Here is a 14,347-nt window from a genome sequence, read left to right as displayed (position 1 = left end):
ATCCGTCCCCCGCCGTTAGGGGCCTCTGCATAGGCAGGCGGCAAAGCGGCCTTATCGCCCTCCCGGATAGACGGCAGCCTCAAACAGGGCCGATGCGAGGGAAGGCGCGAAGCCGCAACCGGGTGAGACGACATGAACATCGAGGAAAAATCGCGGGTTGGCGCCATGGCGCTCGGCGGTCTGGTGGCGGCGATCCTGATGGTCGCGGGCATCGGGGTGAACCATATCAGGGACGGCGGCGCGCTCGACAGCCGGGAGACGACGCTCGCCGACTTGCGCGCTGACATCCTGCCCCCGCCGATGTTCCTGGTCGAGGCTTTCAGCAACGCCAGCATCATGACCATCCATCGCGATGCCTACGCGATCAACGAAGAGCGGCTGGCCAAGCTCGAGCGGGAGTTCTGGGAGGCCCAAAGCAAATGGGCCCAGAGCCCGATCGAAGATGAGCTCAAGGCAGGCATTGCCGACAATGCGCGGACGACCGGCAAACCCTTCTGGGACGAGATCAACAACAGCCTGAAGCCCGCCGTCCGGCGCGGGGACGAGGCGGCGATCCTCGCTTCGCACCGGCGGCTTCTCGAGATCTACCGCGCCCACCGCAAGGCCAACGACGCGCTCGTGGCCCGCAGCGAGAGCCTGTCTGCGGAGGTCGTCGAAGAGAACGCCGCAACGACCCTGCTCGTGCTCGCCGGTGCTCTCCTGGCGGTGCTGGTCATCCTCGGCGCGCTCGCGGGGGCCTACCTGTACTTCCGGCGCAAGGTGCTCTGGCCGATCTGGGAGACTGCCGAAACCATGCGCGACATGGCGGCGGGCAACCACGACAGCGGAATTTTGCTCGATCACCGCGACGACGAGATCGGCGTCATGACCCGCGCGATCGAGACCTTCCGCGCCGCGCTCAAGTCCGACAAGAACCGCTCGACCGCGCAGGCCGAGGTCGTGGAGACGCTGTCGGGCGCCCTTTCGCGCCTCGCCGACGGCGATCTCACCCACCGTATCACTTCGATGCCGGCGGGCGAGCACCAGCGGCTCCAGGAGGCCTTCAACGCCGCGGTCGCCCGGCTCGAGACGATGATCGGGGCGGTCCGCGCGACCGCGACCGGGGTGCGCACCAGTTCGGACGAGATCCGCGCGGCGAGCGAGGATCTCGCCCTGCGCAACGAACAGCAGGCCGCGAGCCTCGAGGAGACCGCCGCATCGGTCGGCACCACCGTCAGCCTCACGCGCCAGTCTGCCGAGAACGCGATCGCTGCCCGTAGCGCCATCGCCCAGACCCACAGTCGCGCCACCGAAGGCGGCGAGGTGGTGGGCAAGGCGGTCACCGCGATGGGCGCGATCGAGCAGTCCGCGCGCGAGATCACCCAGATCATCGACGTGATCGACGGGATCGCCTTCCAGACCAACCTTCTCGCTCTCAACGCGGGCGTCGAAGCCGCGCGCGCGGGCGAGGCCGGCAAGGGCTTCGCCGTGGTCGCCAATGAGGTCCGTGCCCTCGCCCAGCGCAGCGCCGAGGCCGCTCGGGACATCAAGGCACTGATCGACAAGTCCACCGCCCATGTCGGCGACGGGGTGAGCCTCGTCGGCGAGACCGGCACGCTTCTCGCCGAGATCGTCGCGCAGGTCGGGGCCGTCACCCAACAGGTCAACGAGATCGCCGAGACCACCGCCGCGCAGGCCAGCAATCTCGAACAGGTCAATGTCGCGGTCGGCACCATCGATCGCATGACTCAGCAGAATGCGGCGATGGTCGAGCAATCGACCGCCGCCACGCGCAGCCTTTCGGGCGAGGCCCAGCGCCTCGCGGAGCTGGTCGCGCAGTTCCGGGTGAGCGCGGGTGGTCCAGAGGGTCTTGGCGCATCCGCTGCGCTCGCTCGACCCGCCGCCGCTCCCGCACCGGCCACACGCCAGACGCGCCCCCCGGCCGCGCCGGCGCGCAAGCCGGCCAGCGCGCCGCCCGCGCCGGTGATCGGCAATCTCGCCCGCAAGGCAGAGCCTGCGCCGGCCCGTGCACCGGCTCCGGTTGCGGCTCCCGACGAGGACGATTGGAGCGAGTTCTGATGCCTCTGCTGCCGCCGCTTCGCGCCGGTCCTTGCCACGCACCTAGGTGATTTGCCGAGGGGACACCCTGCAAATTGCCAAGGCCGGATCGCTAGGGTCGCGAAACAACCGGGAGCAGGACATACCGATGTTGAAGCAGATCCCCGTCGCCGAACTCCAGCTGGGCATGTTCGTCCACAAGTTCGAGGGCGGCTGGTTCGACCATCCGTTCTGGAAAGCGAAGTTCCTGATCGAGGATGCGGACCGGCTCGCCGCGATCAAAGCGAGCCGGGTGCGCAGCGTGGTGATCGACACGGAAAAGGGCCGGGATCTCGCTCCATCCGGGGCGACTCCGACCGAGCCCTTCGCGCCCCCATCACCCCCTGCCGCCGCGCGCATCCGCAGCATCAGGCAACGCACCGCCGTGCAGTTGACCGCGACAACGCCGGTCTCGATGGCGCAGGAGCTGGAAACCGCAGGCGCAATCGCAGAAAAGGCGCGCGAGCGGCTCAACCGGGCCTTCATCGCTGCGCGGCTCGGCAAGGCCCTCGACGTGCGCAAGGTCGAACCCGTGGTGAGCGACATCCTCGCCTCTGTGCGGCGCAATCCCCAGGCCTTCAGCGGGCTGATGCGCTGCAAGCTCAAGAACGAGGCAGTATTCCGCCATGCGCTGTCGGTCAGCGCGCTGATGGTGGCGCTGGCCGACCGGTTGAAGCTGCCGGCACAGGACATCCACAATTGCGGGCTGGCGGGGCTGCTGCTCGACATCGGGGTCAATTATCTGCCGCAAGCCAGCGATCCCCCGGGAGGCGATTATCGCAATCTCGAGGCGCGGGTGTGGCAGAGCCACGTGCTGCTCGGCCACCGGGCGCTGAGGAACGACGGCGATCTACCGCAGCTTGTGCTCGACGCCTGCCTGTTCCATCACGAACGGATGGACGGCCGCGGCTTTCCGCAGGCCTGCCAGGGCGAGGAGATCCCGCTGGTGGCGCGCATGGCGGCGATCTGCGACACCTTCGATTTCCACCTGACCGGCTCGGACCGCACCCAGGCGCTCGATCCTGCGGCGGCGATCGCGGCGATGCGGGCAGACGAGGGGGCATTCGACGCAGAGATCCTGCGCGCCTTCATCGAGACGGTCGGCTTCTACCCTGTCGGCTCCTTCGTGGCGCTGAGCAGCAAGAAGCTCGCGATGGTGATCGACGAGGACCGGAAGGACCCCATGCGCCCGGTGGTGCAGGCCTTCTACTCGTTCGAGACGGGCGAGCGTATCAGGCCCTATCGCATCGCGCTCGCCCACGGCAACGACAACGAACGGATCACGGGGATCGCCGATCTGACCGGGCTCGACCTGCCCGATCACGCGCAGCTGCGCGAGCTGGTGTTCCTCAGCGCCTATCGCAATCACGCCGAGGCCTGACCGGATCTCTCCAGGGCGCCATACAGAAAGGGCCGGCGATCGCTCGCCGGCCCTTTCCCGTTTCGCCGATGGTGCCGGTCGTCAGAAGGCGAGGCGCAACGAGGCCTGCACGGTCCGCCCGTTGGCGGCACGGGCAAAGCCGATCCCGTTGGCTGGCACGCTCGCCTGGTTGACCTCGAAGATGCCGAGCGTGTCGAACAGGTTCTGCGCGCTCACGGTGAGGCGCAGGTTCTCGGCTGGCTCGTATTCGACATAGGCGCCGACGGTGGTGAAGCCGGGCATCCGCAGGAGGTTGCTGTCCTGGGCATAGCTGCCCGTGATGGTGACGATGTTCGCGCCGGCGGCGAAGCGGCCGAGATCGACCTGCGGCACGGCTACGAACACCCAGTCCGGCTGGTGGCGCGGCTCGCGGCCGGTGAATACGCCCCCGACCCGGTCCTCGGTGATCTTGGCCTGGGTATAGGTCGCAGCCAGCATCAGGTTGAACACGCCGCGGGTGAAGGTGCCTTCGAGCTCGACCCCCTCGGCCTCGTAGGAGCGGTTGGTGGCATTGGCCGCGCCGTTGAGCACGTTCTTGTCCTCGGCCTCGACATGGAACACCGTGCCGTTGACAGTGATGCCGTTGCGCCGCAGCTTGAAGCCGCCCTCGATCTGGGTGACCGCATCCTCGCGGTCGCCATCGGCGACGCCGCCGGTCAGCGGATCGACGATCGGGGTGAACAGGATCTTGTCGGCATTGGCCCGCGCGCCGCGGCTGTAGCGGGCGAAGACCGAAAAGCTCTCGGCCACGCGGTAGTTCACCCCGGCGGAGTAGCTGAGGTAGCCGTAGTCGTAATCGACGGGCGCAGGCCGGTCGAGCGGGAGGAAGGCGGTGCGCCGTTCGGCCGGGTTGATCGTCCCGTCGCGGTTGAAATCGAAGCTGGTCAGGCCCTGCCGTCCACCGCCGAGGTCGGCTCCAAACAGCTGCCCGCGCACCCGCCCGGTATCGTAGCGCAGCGAACCGCCGACCGCGAGCTTGCCGACGTGGAAGTTGACCGAGCCGTAAGGCGCGAGCACCCGGTAATCGACATCGAAGATGCGCCGGAACAGGCTGCTCTCGCGCCCGAAGGCGAAATAGCCGTTCAGGGTCTGGGGCTGGCCGGCGGCGTTGAAGATGTCGACCTGCGCGGTCCGACCGCCGCCTGCCGCATCGACGATCATCGCAGTGTGCAGCCAGGTGGTGTCGAGTTCCTGCGTTGCGAGATAAAGCCCGCCGGTGGTTGTCAGCTTGCCGCCGCCCACTTCCCACACCTTGCTGGCGCGCAGGTCGTTGGTGAAGTTGTCGAGCGAGCGCGCGCGCACGAAGCTGACGAAATAGAGCGACAGCAGGCCGTTGCCGTTGATCGCGCTCCCGCCCGGGATCGCCTGCCCGGCGAGCGGCCCGCTGGCATAGGCGGCAGTCGACCCCGCCCCGCCGATCGAGGCGGCGAAGGCCGAAACGGTGTTCTGGCGGTTGGGGAACATCCGGCTGAAATCGCCGCCGTTGACGGCGTAACGCATGCGGTTGGTGACGGTCCATCCGTCCAGCTCGAACTGTGCCTCGAGGCCCAGCGAGTGCGACTTCGCGCTCTGGCCCGTCGCGATCGGGAGGGCGACCGGCTGGTTGTTGCGATCGAGGGTGATGACCGGGCCGAGGAAGCCCGAGAGCGTCGAATCCCGCCGGAGATCGAAGCCCGGGAAGCTGCGGATCACGGGGTCGGCGTCGGTGCCGGTGATGTTCACCGCATAGGGCGCGAATGTCGGCGAGCGGTCGTCGAGCAGCTTGAAATAGGCGCGCACATAGCCGCCCTCGAAGGTGCGGGTGATGTTGGCCTTGATCTGCCCGCCGCGCACGCCCGTGAAGCCGATGTCGCGCGGCCCTTCGCCCTGGCGGTAGAAGCCGCCGATGTACATGCGGGTGTTTTCGCCCAGCTTGGCGCCGTAATCGAAGTCGATCCGCTTCTCGTCGAAGTCGAGCCCGGCGGTCACCTGTGCGCGGCCGCCCACCTGCTCGCCGGTGCGGGAGATGACGTTGACGATCCCGCCCGGCGAGTTCGAGGCGAAGGTCGAGGCCGAACCGCCGCGGATCGTCTCGATCGCGCCCACGGTGAAGTCGTTCCTGAGGTAGACGTCGGTGGCGACGTTGAAGAGGTCGCCGAATTCGAGCACCGGCAGGCCGTCTTCCTGGAACTGCATGTACTTGGAGCCGCCCGCGGCCAGCGGCAGGCCGCGCACGGTGTAGTTGTTGTTGCCCTCGCCGATGCCGGTCGCGACCCTGAGGCCGGCCATCGTGCGCAGCACCTCGCCGAGCGGACGCGGGCCGAAGCGGTCGATCTCCTCGCCCCTGAGCGCAGAGGTCGAGGTCGCGCTGTCGAGCCGGTCGCGGCCCTTGGCCATGCCGGTCGAGAAGATCTCGGCGGGCGGGCGGGCAGGTGCGGCGGACTGGACGGCTTCGGCTTCGGCTTCGGCTTCGCCTTCGGCCGCGTCACTCTCTTCCGCCAGCGCCGGCATGGCGAAGGCGCTGGTGGCGGCAAGCAGCAGCATTCTGGTGTGCAGTTTCATGGCTATCTCCCCCCGGTTGTGCCGTGCTCGGGATCGGCCCGGCTTCATCGAGTGCAGCCTGCCCGTTAGACCTGCGGGAATTGGCAGGTTTGAAAGCCGCACCTAGGGAGTGACGCTAGGGAATGGCCACAAGGGCCTTCAGGCGAGGCCGTGCCAGTCGATCCATTCGCCATAGGGGTGGCAGTGCGCGGCGATGCGGCTCTCGCCCGCGTGGCCCGCCCCGTCCCACTGCGCGATCCGCAGTTCCACCGCGCGGCGATCGGGGCGCCATTCGATGCCGACCCGCGCCAGCGGACGATCGGGCTGCGCCCGCGCTCCTGCCGCGGCGAAGGCTGCGTCGATCGCGGCGCGCTCGGCGGCGTCGGCATATTGCAGCACCATCGAATGGAACACCACGCGGCGCGTGTCCGCTGGCTGGTGTTCAAGGAGGCGGCAGGCGAGCCATGCGCTCGCACGACCGGTCTCGACCTGCGGCGGATGGCAGCGCGCGATCCCGATCGCGGCCTCCAGGCGCTGGGCGCGAGCGACCTCCCCGGGCCAGACATAGGCCCTGAGGCTCTCGCGGTCGGCGGGCATGGCGACATCGAGCGGATGGAGATCGACCCCGCGGGCGGCGGTGATCGCCACCTCGCCCGCCGCCGCCGCGCGCCCGCGCCACGCGGGAGCCAGCGTGACCGTACTCGTCGGCGCGCAGGCCGCGACTGCGCCGAGCCGGACGGCATAGCGCGGGACATTGAGATTGAGCCCGGCGCTCGCGCCCAGTTCCAGCACCTCGCAGGGCATCGCCCGCGCGCGCCCGAGTTCGAGCAGCGCGGCGACGAGGCCCGCCACGCGCGCGACCTCGTTGGTCTGGGTGGGATGGGCAAGCCAGCCGAGCAGCGTGTCGGCATGGCCGCATAGCGCCTTCGTCAGCGTACGGTCGAGCAGCGCGGGCGGCAGCAGCAGGCCTTCGCAGTAGAGCGCGCCCAATGCCGGCGCCTGCCCCGTGAGGGCAAGGGCGTGGAGCCCGGCATTGAGCCGGAAGATCACGCCGTCGCTGGCGAGATCGCCCGGCCAGTGCTCGATGCATGCGAACACTGGCCCGCTGCGTGGCAGCACCCGCGCCAGCGACTCCATCAGAGCGGCGGCGAGCGGCTTGCCGAAATCGGCGGCCTTGCGCGCCTCGATGCGCAGCTGGCGGACGGTGCGGCCGGGACGCCCGACCGGGTCGGGCCGAGCCACGGCGATCTGGTCGGGAAGGAAAGGAAAGGTCAAACGCACAGCCTCGGCTCACGGTCGGGAATGGCAGCCATAGGGTGCGCCCGGGCAAATTGTCTGGCTGGCGGCCTAGGGGAAAGTGCGCAGCCGCTTCGTCCGGGGGCGCAATCGCCTGCCCCGTAACACTACCGATCCGCGCTGCGCCGCCCGGTTAAAGGAGGCGGTTCTAGGGCGACGCTCCGGCCAATTTGGCTCAACCCCGGAGTTCCCTGAAGAATGCGCCTTTGCACTGCCTTTGTCGCCACCCTTTTCGCCACCACCGCCGCACTTCCGCTCCGGGCGGAGGACGCCACTCTCTCCGAAGAGGCAGGCACCGCCCCGGCACCGGCCCCGTCCCCCAAGGCCTTCACCACCGGCGTCGCAAAGGGCCGCGACCTGCTCGACACCGCCATCTCGGCGAGCGTGCTCGACGATCACGACCTCGCCCAGCTCTCGGTCAGCTCGATCGCCGGGATCATGCAGAACATCCCCGGCATCCGTTCCGAGACCTCCGATATCGACGGCTTCTCGGCGATCACGATCCGCGGCCTGCCGCTGGCGGCGGAAGGCTCCAAGTTCCTGCAATTGCAGGAGGACGGCCTGCCGGTGCTCGAATTCGGCGACATCCAATTTGCCGGGATCGACCAGTTCCTGCGCGCCGACCTGACGCTGTCGCAGGTCCAGGCGATCCGCGGCGGCTCGGCCTCCACCTTCGCCTCGAATTCGCCGGGCGGGCTCATCAACTTCATCTCGAAGACCGGCGAGACGGCGGGCGGCCTCATGCAGGTCTCGAGCGGGGTCGGGCATGACCTCAAGCGGATCGATTTCGCCTATGGCGCGCCGCTCGGCGATGGCTGGCGGTTCCATGCCGGCGGCTTCTTCCGCACCGGCGAGGGCCCGCGCGATATCGGCTTCAACGGTTTCGAGGGCGGGCAGATCAAGGCCAACCTCACCCGGGAGTTCGAACGCGGCTACATCCGCCTCTACGGCAAGTATCTCGACGACCGTCAGCCCAATTACGGCACCCTGCCCGTGACCATCCGCGGGACGGATGCCGACCCTGAGATCGGCTTCCTGCCCGGCTACGACATCCGCGAGCAGGGCTATCTCTCGCCGCTCACCCGCAGCTATGCCGAGGTCGACCGCAACAACCGCCCGACCGTGCTCGACGCCGGCAACGGCCTTGCCGCGCGGGTCGCGGCGATCGGGCTGGAAGCGCAGTTCGAGATCGCCGGGTTCACTGTCACCAACCGCTTCCGTTTCTCCGACATCAGCGGCGAATACAACGACAACGTGCCCTTCGTGGCGGCGCCGGCACCCTTCTTCGCAGGATTCGGCGGACCGGGCGCGCGCCTGACTTATGCCGCCGGGCCGCAGTCGGGCCAGCCCATCACCGACGCGCGCCTGCTGGCGCTCTCGGCGCGGATCCATGCCGATCTCGAGAGCCTCGACAACGCCACCAACGACCTGCGCGCCACGCGCGTGTGGGACGTGGGCGAAGGCAAGCTGACCACCACCGCGGGGGTCTACAATTCGAGCCAGGACATCCGGATGTTCTGGAACTTCACCAGCACCTTGCAGGATCTCGCAGGCGGAGGGCGCAACGCACCGGTGAACCTCGCCACGGCGGCCGGCGTGCCGCTGACCGACGCGGGGACGCTCGCTTATGGCTTCGCGGTCGGTCTGCCCTTCACCATCTATCACAACCGCTACGACGTGACCTACGACATCCTCGCGCCCTATGGGTCGGTGAACTACCAGATCGGCAAGCTCGCCATCGGAGCCAGCATCCGCTGGGACCGCGGCGATGTGCAGGGACAGGTGTTCTCCTCGAACTTCGGCGGCGGACGGGTCGGCGTCGCGCCGATCGACGTCAACGGCAACGGGCAGATTTCCTTGCCCGAACGCACCGTGCCGATCCTGCCGCTCAGCCAGCCCGCGCCGGTCGACTACGAATACGACTATCTCTCCTACTCCGCGGGGGTGAACTACCGCTTCACCGACAGCTTCTCGGCCTTCGCCCGCTACAGCCGCGGCGGGCGTGCGAGCGCCGAAAACGCCATCGGGACGGAAACGCTCAATCCCGTCACCGGCCGTCCGCGCGATCCAGGCGTGCAGGTGTCGATCGTCAAGCAGGCCGAGGCCGGGGTGAAGTTCCGCAGGGACGGTCTCAGCGCCTTCCTCACCGGCTTCTGGGCCTCGACCGACGAGCGCAACTTCCAGATCAACGCCAATGCGGCCGGGCAGGCACAGGTGGTGCCGGTCAACCGCACCTACAGCGCCAAGGGACTCGAATTCGAGGGCGAGTGGCGCGAGGGGCCCTTCGCCCTCGTGGTCGGCGCGACCTGGACCGACGCCGCCATCGACCGTGACGAGATCGACCCCGCCTTCGACGGCAACACCCCCCGCCACATCCCCGATTTCGCCTTCTTCGCCCGGCCCGAAGTCGCGCTCGACGCGGTCAGCTTCGGCGCGGTGATCAACGGCACCACCTCGAGCTATGCGCAGGACACCAACCAGCTGCGCCAGCCGGGCTACGTGCTCGTCAGCCCCTTCGTGCAATACCGCCCCGCCGAGGGCGTGACGGTCGCGCTCAACGCCTTCAACGTCTTCGACGAACTGGCCGTGGTCGCGATCCAGGCACCCACCATCCCGCCCTCGGGCCTTGCCAACGCGCAGGTCATGAACGGGCGCACCGTCACTGCATCCCTGCGCTACGCCTTCTGAGGGGCGGGCGCGAAAGACCTGGACGAGAGGACCCCCCGCCATGCTTGACCGGATGAACATCCCGCGCCGCCTCGGCTTTGCCTTCGTCTCGCTGAACGTCGTCGCCGCGGCGGTGATGATCGCCTGCGGGGTGAGCCTCGCGATGATCTCCTCGGTCACCGCGAGGAACACCGCGAGCCAGGAAATCCTCGCCGACGTGCTGGCGCTCGAGACGGCGCTGCTGCGCCAGAACAGCCAGATGCGCGGTTTCCTCGTCACCGCCGACGAAAGCTATCTCAAGTCCTACTACGAGGGCCGCGACGATTACGACGAGGCCTCGCGCAAGCTCGAAGCCGCGCTCGCCGACCCGGCGCTCAAGCAGCTCGCCCGGGTCTCGCGCGAGGAAACGCTCGAATGGCGGCGCGACTGGGGCGACAAGTACATCGCCGTGGTGAAGGCCGGTGGCCGCGACGCGGCGCAGGAGGCGATCCGTGCGGCGGGCAAGCGCGTGCTGGTCACCGACGCCGTCAATCCCCTGCGCGAGATCCGCGATGCCCAGCACGCGGCGATCGCCAGCGAGACCGAGCGGCAGGCCGGCGTCATCACCATGGCATGGGTCGCGATCGGCCTCGGCGGCACGATCCTGATCGGCCTTGCGCTGGTGCTGTCGCGCGGACTGACCAGGTCGATTGCGCAGCCCATCGTCGCCCTCACCAGGGCGGTGACCGACCTCTCCAGGGGATCCAACGACATCGCAATTCCGGGCACGGACCGGAGCGACGAGCTTGGCGCGATGGCGCAGGCGATGCTGGTGTTCCGCGATGCCGCGATCGAGCGTGAGCAGGCCGTCGCCGAGCGCGAGGAGGCGGTTGCCCGCATCGGCCGCACCCTCGCGGCGGTGGCGGATTCGGACCTGACCGTGCGCCTGACCGACATGCCCCCCGCCTTCGCCGCGCTCGCGCGGGACTTCAACGGGGCGATGGAGCGCCTCTCGCAAGCCATGGGTGCCGTCAACGACAGCATCGGCTCAATCAATCTTACCTCGAACGAGATCGAGCACGCCATGACCGACCTCGCCAGCCGCAGCGAGGACCAGGCCGCGCGGCTCCAGCTGTCCTCGAGCACGATGGCGAGCCTCAGCGCCAATATCGAACAAAACGCCAAGCTCGCGGTCGGTGTCAGCGGCTCGATGCGCGATGCGCGGGCCGAGGCGGAGACTGGCGGCGAGGTGGTCGGCCGCGCGATCCAGGCGATGGGCAAGATCGAGACCGCAAGCGTCGAGATCTCCGAGATCACAGCGATGATCGACAACATCGCCTTTCAGACCAACCTCCTCGCCCTCAACGCCGGGGTCGAGGCCGCGCGCGCCGGCGAGGCGGGCAAGGGCTTCTCGGTGGTCGCATCGGAGGTTCGCGCGCTCTCGATGCGGGCGACCGAGGCCGCGAGCGAGATCAAGTCGCGGGTGGAGGCGGTCGGCGGACACGTCCAGACCGGCGTCTCGCTGGTCAACGAGACCGGTTCCGCACTCGAGGCGATCATCGCCCGGGTCGGCGAGGTGACGCAGGCCGTCACCAGCATCGCCGATGCCGTGAGCGAACAGAGCATCGCGTTGCGCAAGGTTTCCGAGACGATCGGCGCGATGGACAAGATGACCCAGCAGAACGCGGCGATGGTCGAGGAAACCAACGCCGCGACCAAGAACCTCAACCACGAGGCGCGCCAGCTGGCGGCCACCTTTGCCGGTTTCCGGATCGGCGGCGGGACGGACCGCGCAGGGGCGGCAGGGAGCGGCTGGGGCGGAACCCTCGCGGCCTGACGGCCGCGGCTAGGGGATTGCCCCCGGGCCTTGCGAAAACCGCTCTTTAACCCTGTCGCCTATGACCTTGGGCAGGCTTGCGCACCCCGTCAGGGGCCGGAGCCCCCGACCGCTTCTTCCCTTTGAGCGAGGCCACAAGGATGATCACTCTTCCCTCCATCTGCGACCGGAGCGCCGCCGCGGCGCTCTATCCCGAGATCGCGGATTCGCTCGGGTCCGCGCCGCTTCCGGTCGATGCCGCCCGCGTCGAGCGGATCGGGCAGGCGATGCTGCAACTGCTGGTCTCGGCGGCGCGCAGCGAGGGCGGGATCGTGATCCAGCACCCCAGCGAGGCCTTCACCGCCGCGCTGCGCCTGGCCGGTCTCGACCACATCCTTCTGGAGGGCGTGACGGCATGACCGAAGACGACATCAAGCAGATCTTCTTCGTCGAATGCGAGGAATCGCTGGAGGCGGCGGAAAGCGGCCTGGCCGCCTGCCGCGAGGGCACCCACGATGCGGAGACGATCAACGCGATCTTCCGCGCGGTGCATTCGGTCAAGGGCGGCGCCGGCGCTTTCGGGCACACCGCGCTCGCCGCCTACACCCATGGCTTCGAGAACCTGCTGGGCGACATCCGCGAGGGGCTGGTGCCGCTCGAGGCGGGGCTGGTCGATCTGCTGCTGCTCGCGCTTGACTGCCTGCGCGACCATGTCGAGGCGGCACGCGGCGGTGGCACCCCGCCCGACGATGCCGATCTTCTCGCGCGGCTCGAGGCTGCGCGGGCGGGCAATGGCGGGGAGGTTGCCCCTCCGCCCGCCGCGCCCGCCGCGCCCGCGCCTGCGCCTGCGCCGGTCGCAAGCGATCCGCTCGACGATCTCGACGCGCTGCTGAACGAGCTTTCCGCCCCCGCCCCGCCCGCCAAGGCGGCACCCGAAGGCTGGCTGGTCCACATCCGCCCCCATGCCGGGGCCATGACCAAGGGCAGCGAACCGCTGCTGTGGCTGCGCGAGCTGTGCGATCTCGGCGGCACCTGCGAGCTGTGCGACATCGCCGCCGTTCCGACCTTCGAGCGCCTTGCCGTGAACGAGGGCTATTTCGGCTGGACCTTCCGGATGCCCGGCCATGTCACGCGCGAAAGCGTCGCCGAGATCTTCGATTTCGTCGGCGACGAAGTCGCGGTCGCCTACGGGCCGGAGGGTACCATGCCGCCGCCGCGCATCGCCGCGCCCCAGCCGCCTGTGGCATCGGCCACACCGGCGCCCGCAACCGTGACGGCAGTGGGCGACGCCGGCGCAGCGGCCGCACCCCAGCCAGCCGCCCCGGCGGGCGCAGGACCGACGGCGCCCGCAGCAGCAGCAGCCGCCGCCGCTCCTGTGACGCAATCGGTCCGGATCGACCTCCGCAAGCTCGACATGCTGATCGACGGCGTCGGCGAGCTGGTGATCGCGCAGGCCATGCTCGCCCAGCGGCTCGCCAACGAGAACCTCGCCCATATCGAGGAGCTGGCGCTGATCGAGACCCTGGTGCGCGACATCCAGGAACACGCCATGGCCTTCCGCGCCCAGCCGATCAGTTCGGTGTTCGGCCGCGTCCCCCGCCTGTTGCGTGAACTCGGCACCTCGACCGGCAAGCACGTCAAGCTCGAGGTGTTCGGTGAGACGACGGAACTCGACAAGACCGTGATCGAGCGGCTCTCCGAGCCGATGACGCACCTCATCCGCAACGCTGTCGACCACGGGATCGAGCCGCCCGACGAACGCCGTGCGGCGGGCAAGGACCCGGAGGGCACCCTCACCCTCTCGGCCGAGCAGAAGGCCGGGCGCATCATCATCCGCATCGCGGATGACGGGCGCGGGATCGACCGCGACCGGGTGCTGGCGAAGGCCATCGCCAATGGCCTCGTCGCGCCCGAGGCTCAGCTGACCGATGACGACATCAACCAGCTGATCTTCGCTCCCGGCTTCTCCACCGCCGCGCAGGTCTCGAACATCTCGGGCCGGGGCGTGGGCATGGACGTGGTCAAGCAGAACGTGAAGGAGCTGGGCGGGCGCATCACCATCGAGAGCGTGCCTGGCAAGGGAACGACCTTCAGCCTCGCCCTGCCCCTGACGCTCGCGATCTCCGACGGGATGATCGTGCAGGTCGGCGACCAGTCGCTCGTGATCCCGCTCACCCACGTGATCGAGAGCCTCCGGCCCACCCCCGCCGACGTCAAGGGCATGGGCACCCGGGCCCAGATGCTCAACGCGCGCGGCAGCTTCGTTCCGATCGTGCCGCTGGGCGCGCTGACCGGGGCGAACGAGGCGGTCATGAACCCCTGCGAGGGCGTGCTGGTGCTGGTCGAGACCGAAGGCCATGGCCGTGCCGCACTACTTGTCGATTCGATCACCGATCAACGCCAGTTCGTCATCAAGGCATTGGATGCCCATTACCGCCAGATCGACAGCGTGGCGGGGGCGACGATCCTCGGCAACGGTAAGGTCGCGCTGATCGTCGATGTCGATTTCATCGCCAGCACCGCCGCACACGCGGGCGGCGCCGGCGGCATGGCTCTGGCGGCTGCGGCCTGAC

At 68.9% G+C, this 14,347-nt stretch carries 8 protein-coding genes; 6 read left to right on the top strand and 2 right to left on the bottom strand.

Annotated elements, in window-relative coordinates; translation table 11 throughout:
- Positions 1 to 132: 132 nt before the first annotated feature.
- Both CBR61_RS07865 and CBR61_RS07860 read left to right on the top strand, forming a co-directional pair.
- Complete coding sequence (locus tag CBR61_RS07865; protein WP_088913864.1) at positions 133 to 2,058, top strand: methyl-accepting chemotaxis protein; 1,926 nt, start codon at positions 133 to 135, stop codon at positions 2,056 to 2,058.
- Positions 2,059 to 2,185: 127 nt separating this feature from the next.
- Entirely contained in the window at positions 2,186 to 3,457 is a 1,272-nt protein-coding gene (locus CBR61_RS07860; RefSeq protein ID WP_088913863.1) for an HD-GYP domain-containing protein, read from the top strand.
- Between the two features lie 81 nt (positions 3,458 to 3,538).
- Here CBR61_RS07860 and CBR61_RS07855 read toward each other — a convergent pair whose 3' ends face one another.
- Together CBR61_RS07855 and CBR61_RS07850 are read right to left on the bottom strand one after the other, a co-directional pair.
- Positions 3,539 to 6,037, bottom strand: coding sequence for a TonB-dependent receptor domain-containing protein (locus CBR61_RS07855; RefSeq protein WP_088913862.1), 2,499 nt, complete (start codon positions 6,035 to 6,037; stop codon positions 3,539 to 3,541).
- Between the two features lie 138 nt (positions 6,038 to 6,175).
- Entirely contained in the window at positions 6,176 to 7,291 is a 1,116-nt protein-coding gene (locus tag CBR61_RS07850) for a DUF2332 family protein (RefSeq protein WP_157696532.1), read from the bottom strand.
- 219 nt (positions 7,292 to 7,510) lie between these two features.
- On the opposite strand from CBR61_RS07850, the gene CBR61_RS07845 reads away from it, so the two are divergent.
- From CBR61_RS07845 to CBR61_RS07830, 4 genes are all read left to right on the top strand, one after another.
- Positions 7,511 to 10,000, top strand: coding sequence for a TonB-dependent receptor domain-containing protein (locus tag CBR61_RS07845; protein ID WP_088913860.1), 2,490 nt, complete (start codon positions 7,511 to 7,513; stop codon positions 9,998 to 10,000).
- A gap of 40 nt (positions 10,001 to 10,040) precedes the next feature.
- Entirely contained in the window at positions 10,041 to 11,795 is a 1,755-nt protein-coding gene (locus tag CBR61_RS07840) for a methyl-accepting chemotaxis protein (protein ID WP_088913859.1), read from the top strand.
- Positions 11,796 to 11,935: 140 nt separating this feature from the next.
- Positions 11,936 to 12,193, top strand: a complete 258-nt coding sequence (locus CBR61_RS07835) for an STAS domain-containing protein (protein ID WP_088913858.1) — start codon at positions 11,936 to 11,938, stop codon at positions 12,191 to 12,193.
- Positions 12,190 to 14,346, top strand: a complete 2,157-nt coding sequence (locus CBR61_RS07830; protein ID WP_088913857.1) for a chemotaxis protein CheA — start codon at positions 12,190 to 12,192, stop codon at positions 14,344 to 14,346. The genes CBR61_RS07835 and CBR61_RS07830 overlap by 4 nt, the downstream gene beginning before the upstream one ends.
- Position 14,347: the final 1 nt, after the last annotated feature.

Source organism: Porphyrobacter sp. CACIAM 03H1, assembly GCF_002215495.1.
GTDB lineage: Bacteria > Pseudomonadota > Alphaproteobacteria > Sphingomonadales > Sphingomonadaceae > Erythrobacter.
Note: the sequence above shows the minus strand (reverse complement) of the source record. Positions and strands in the feature narration are given on the sequence as shown.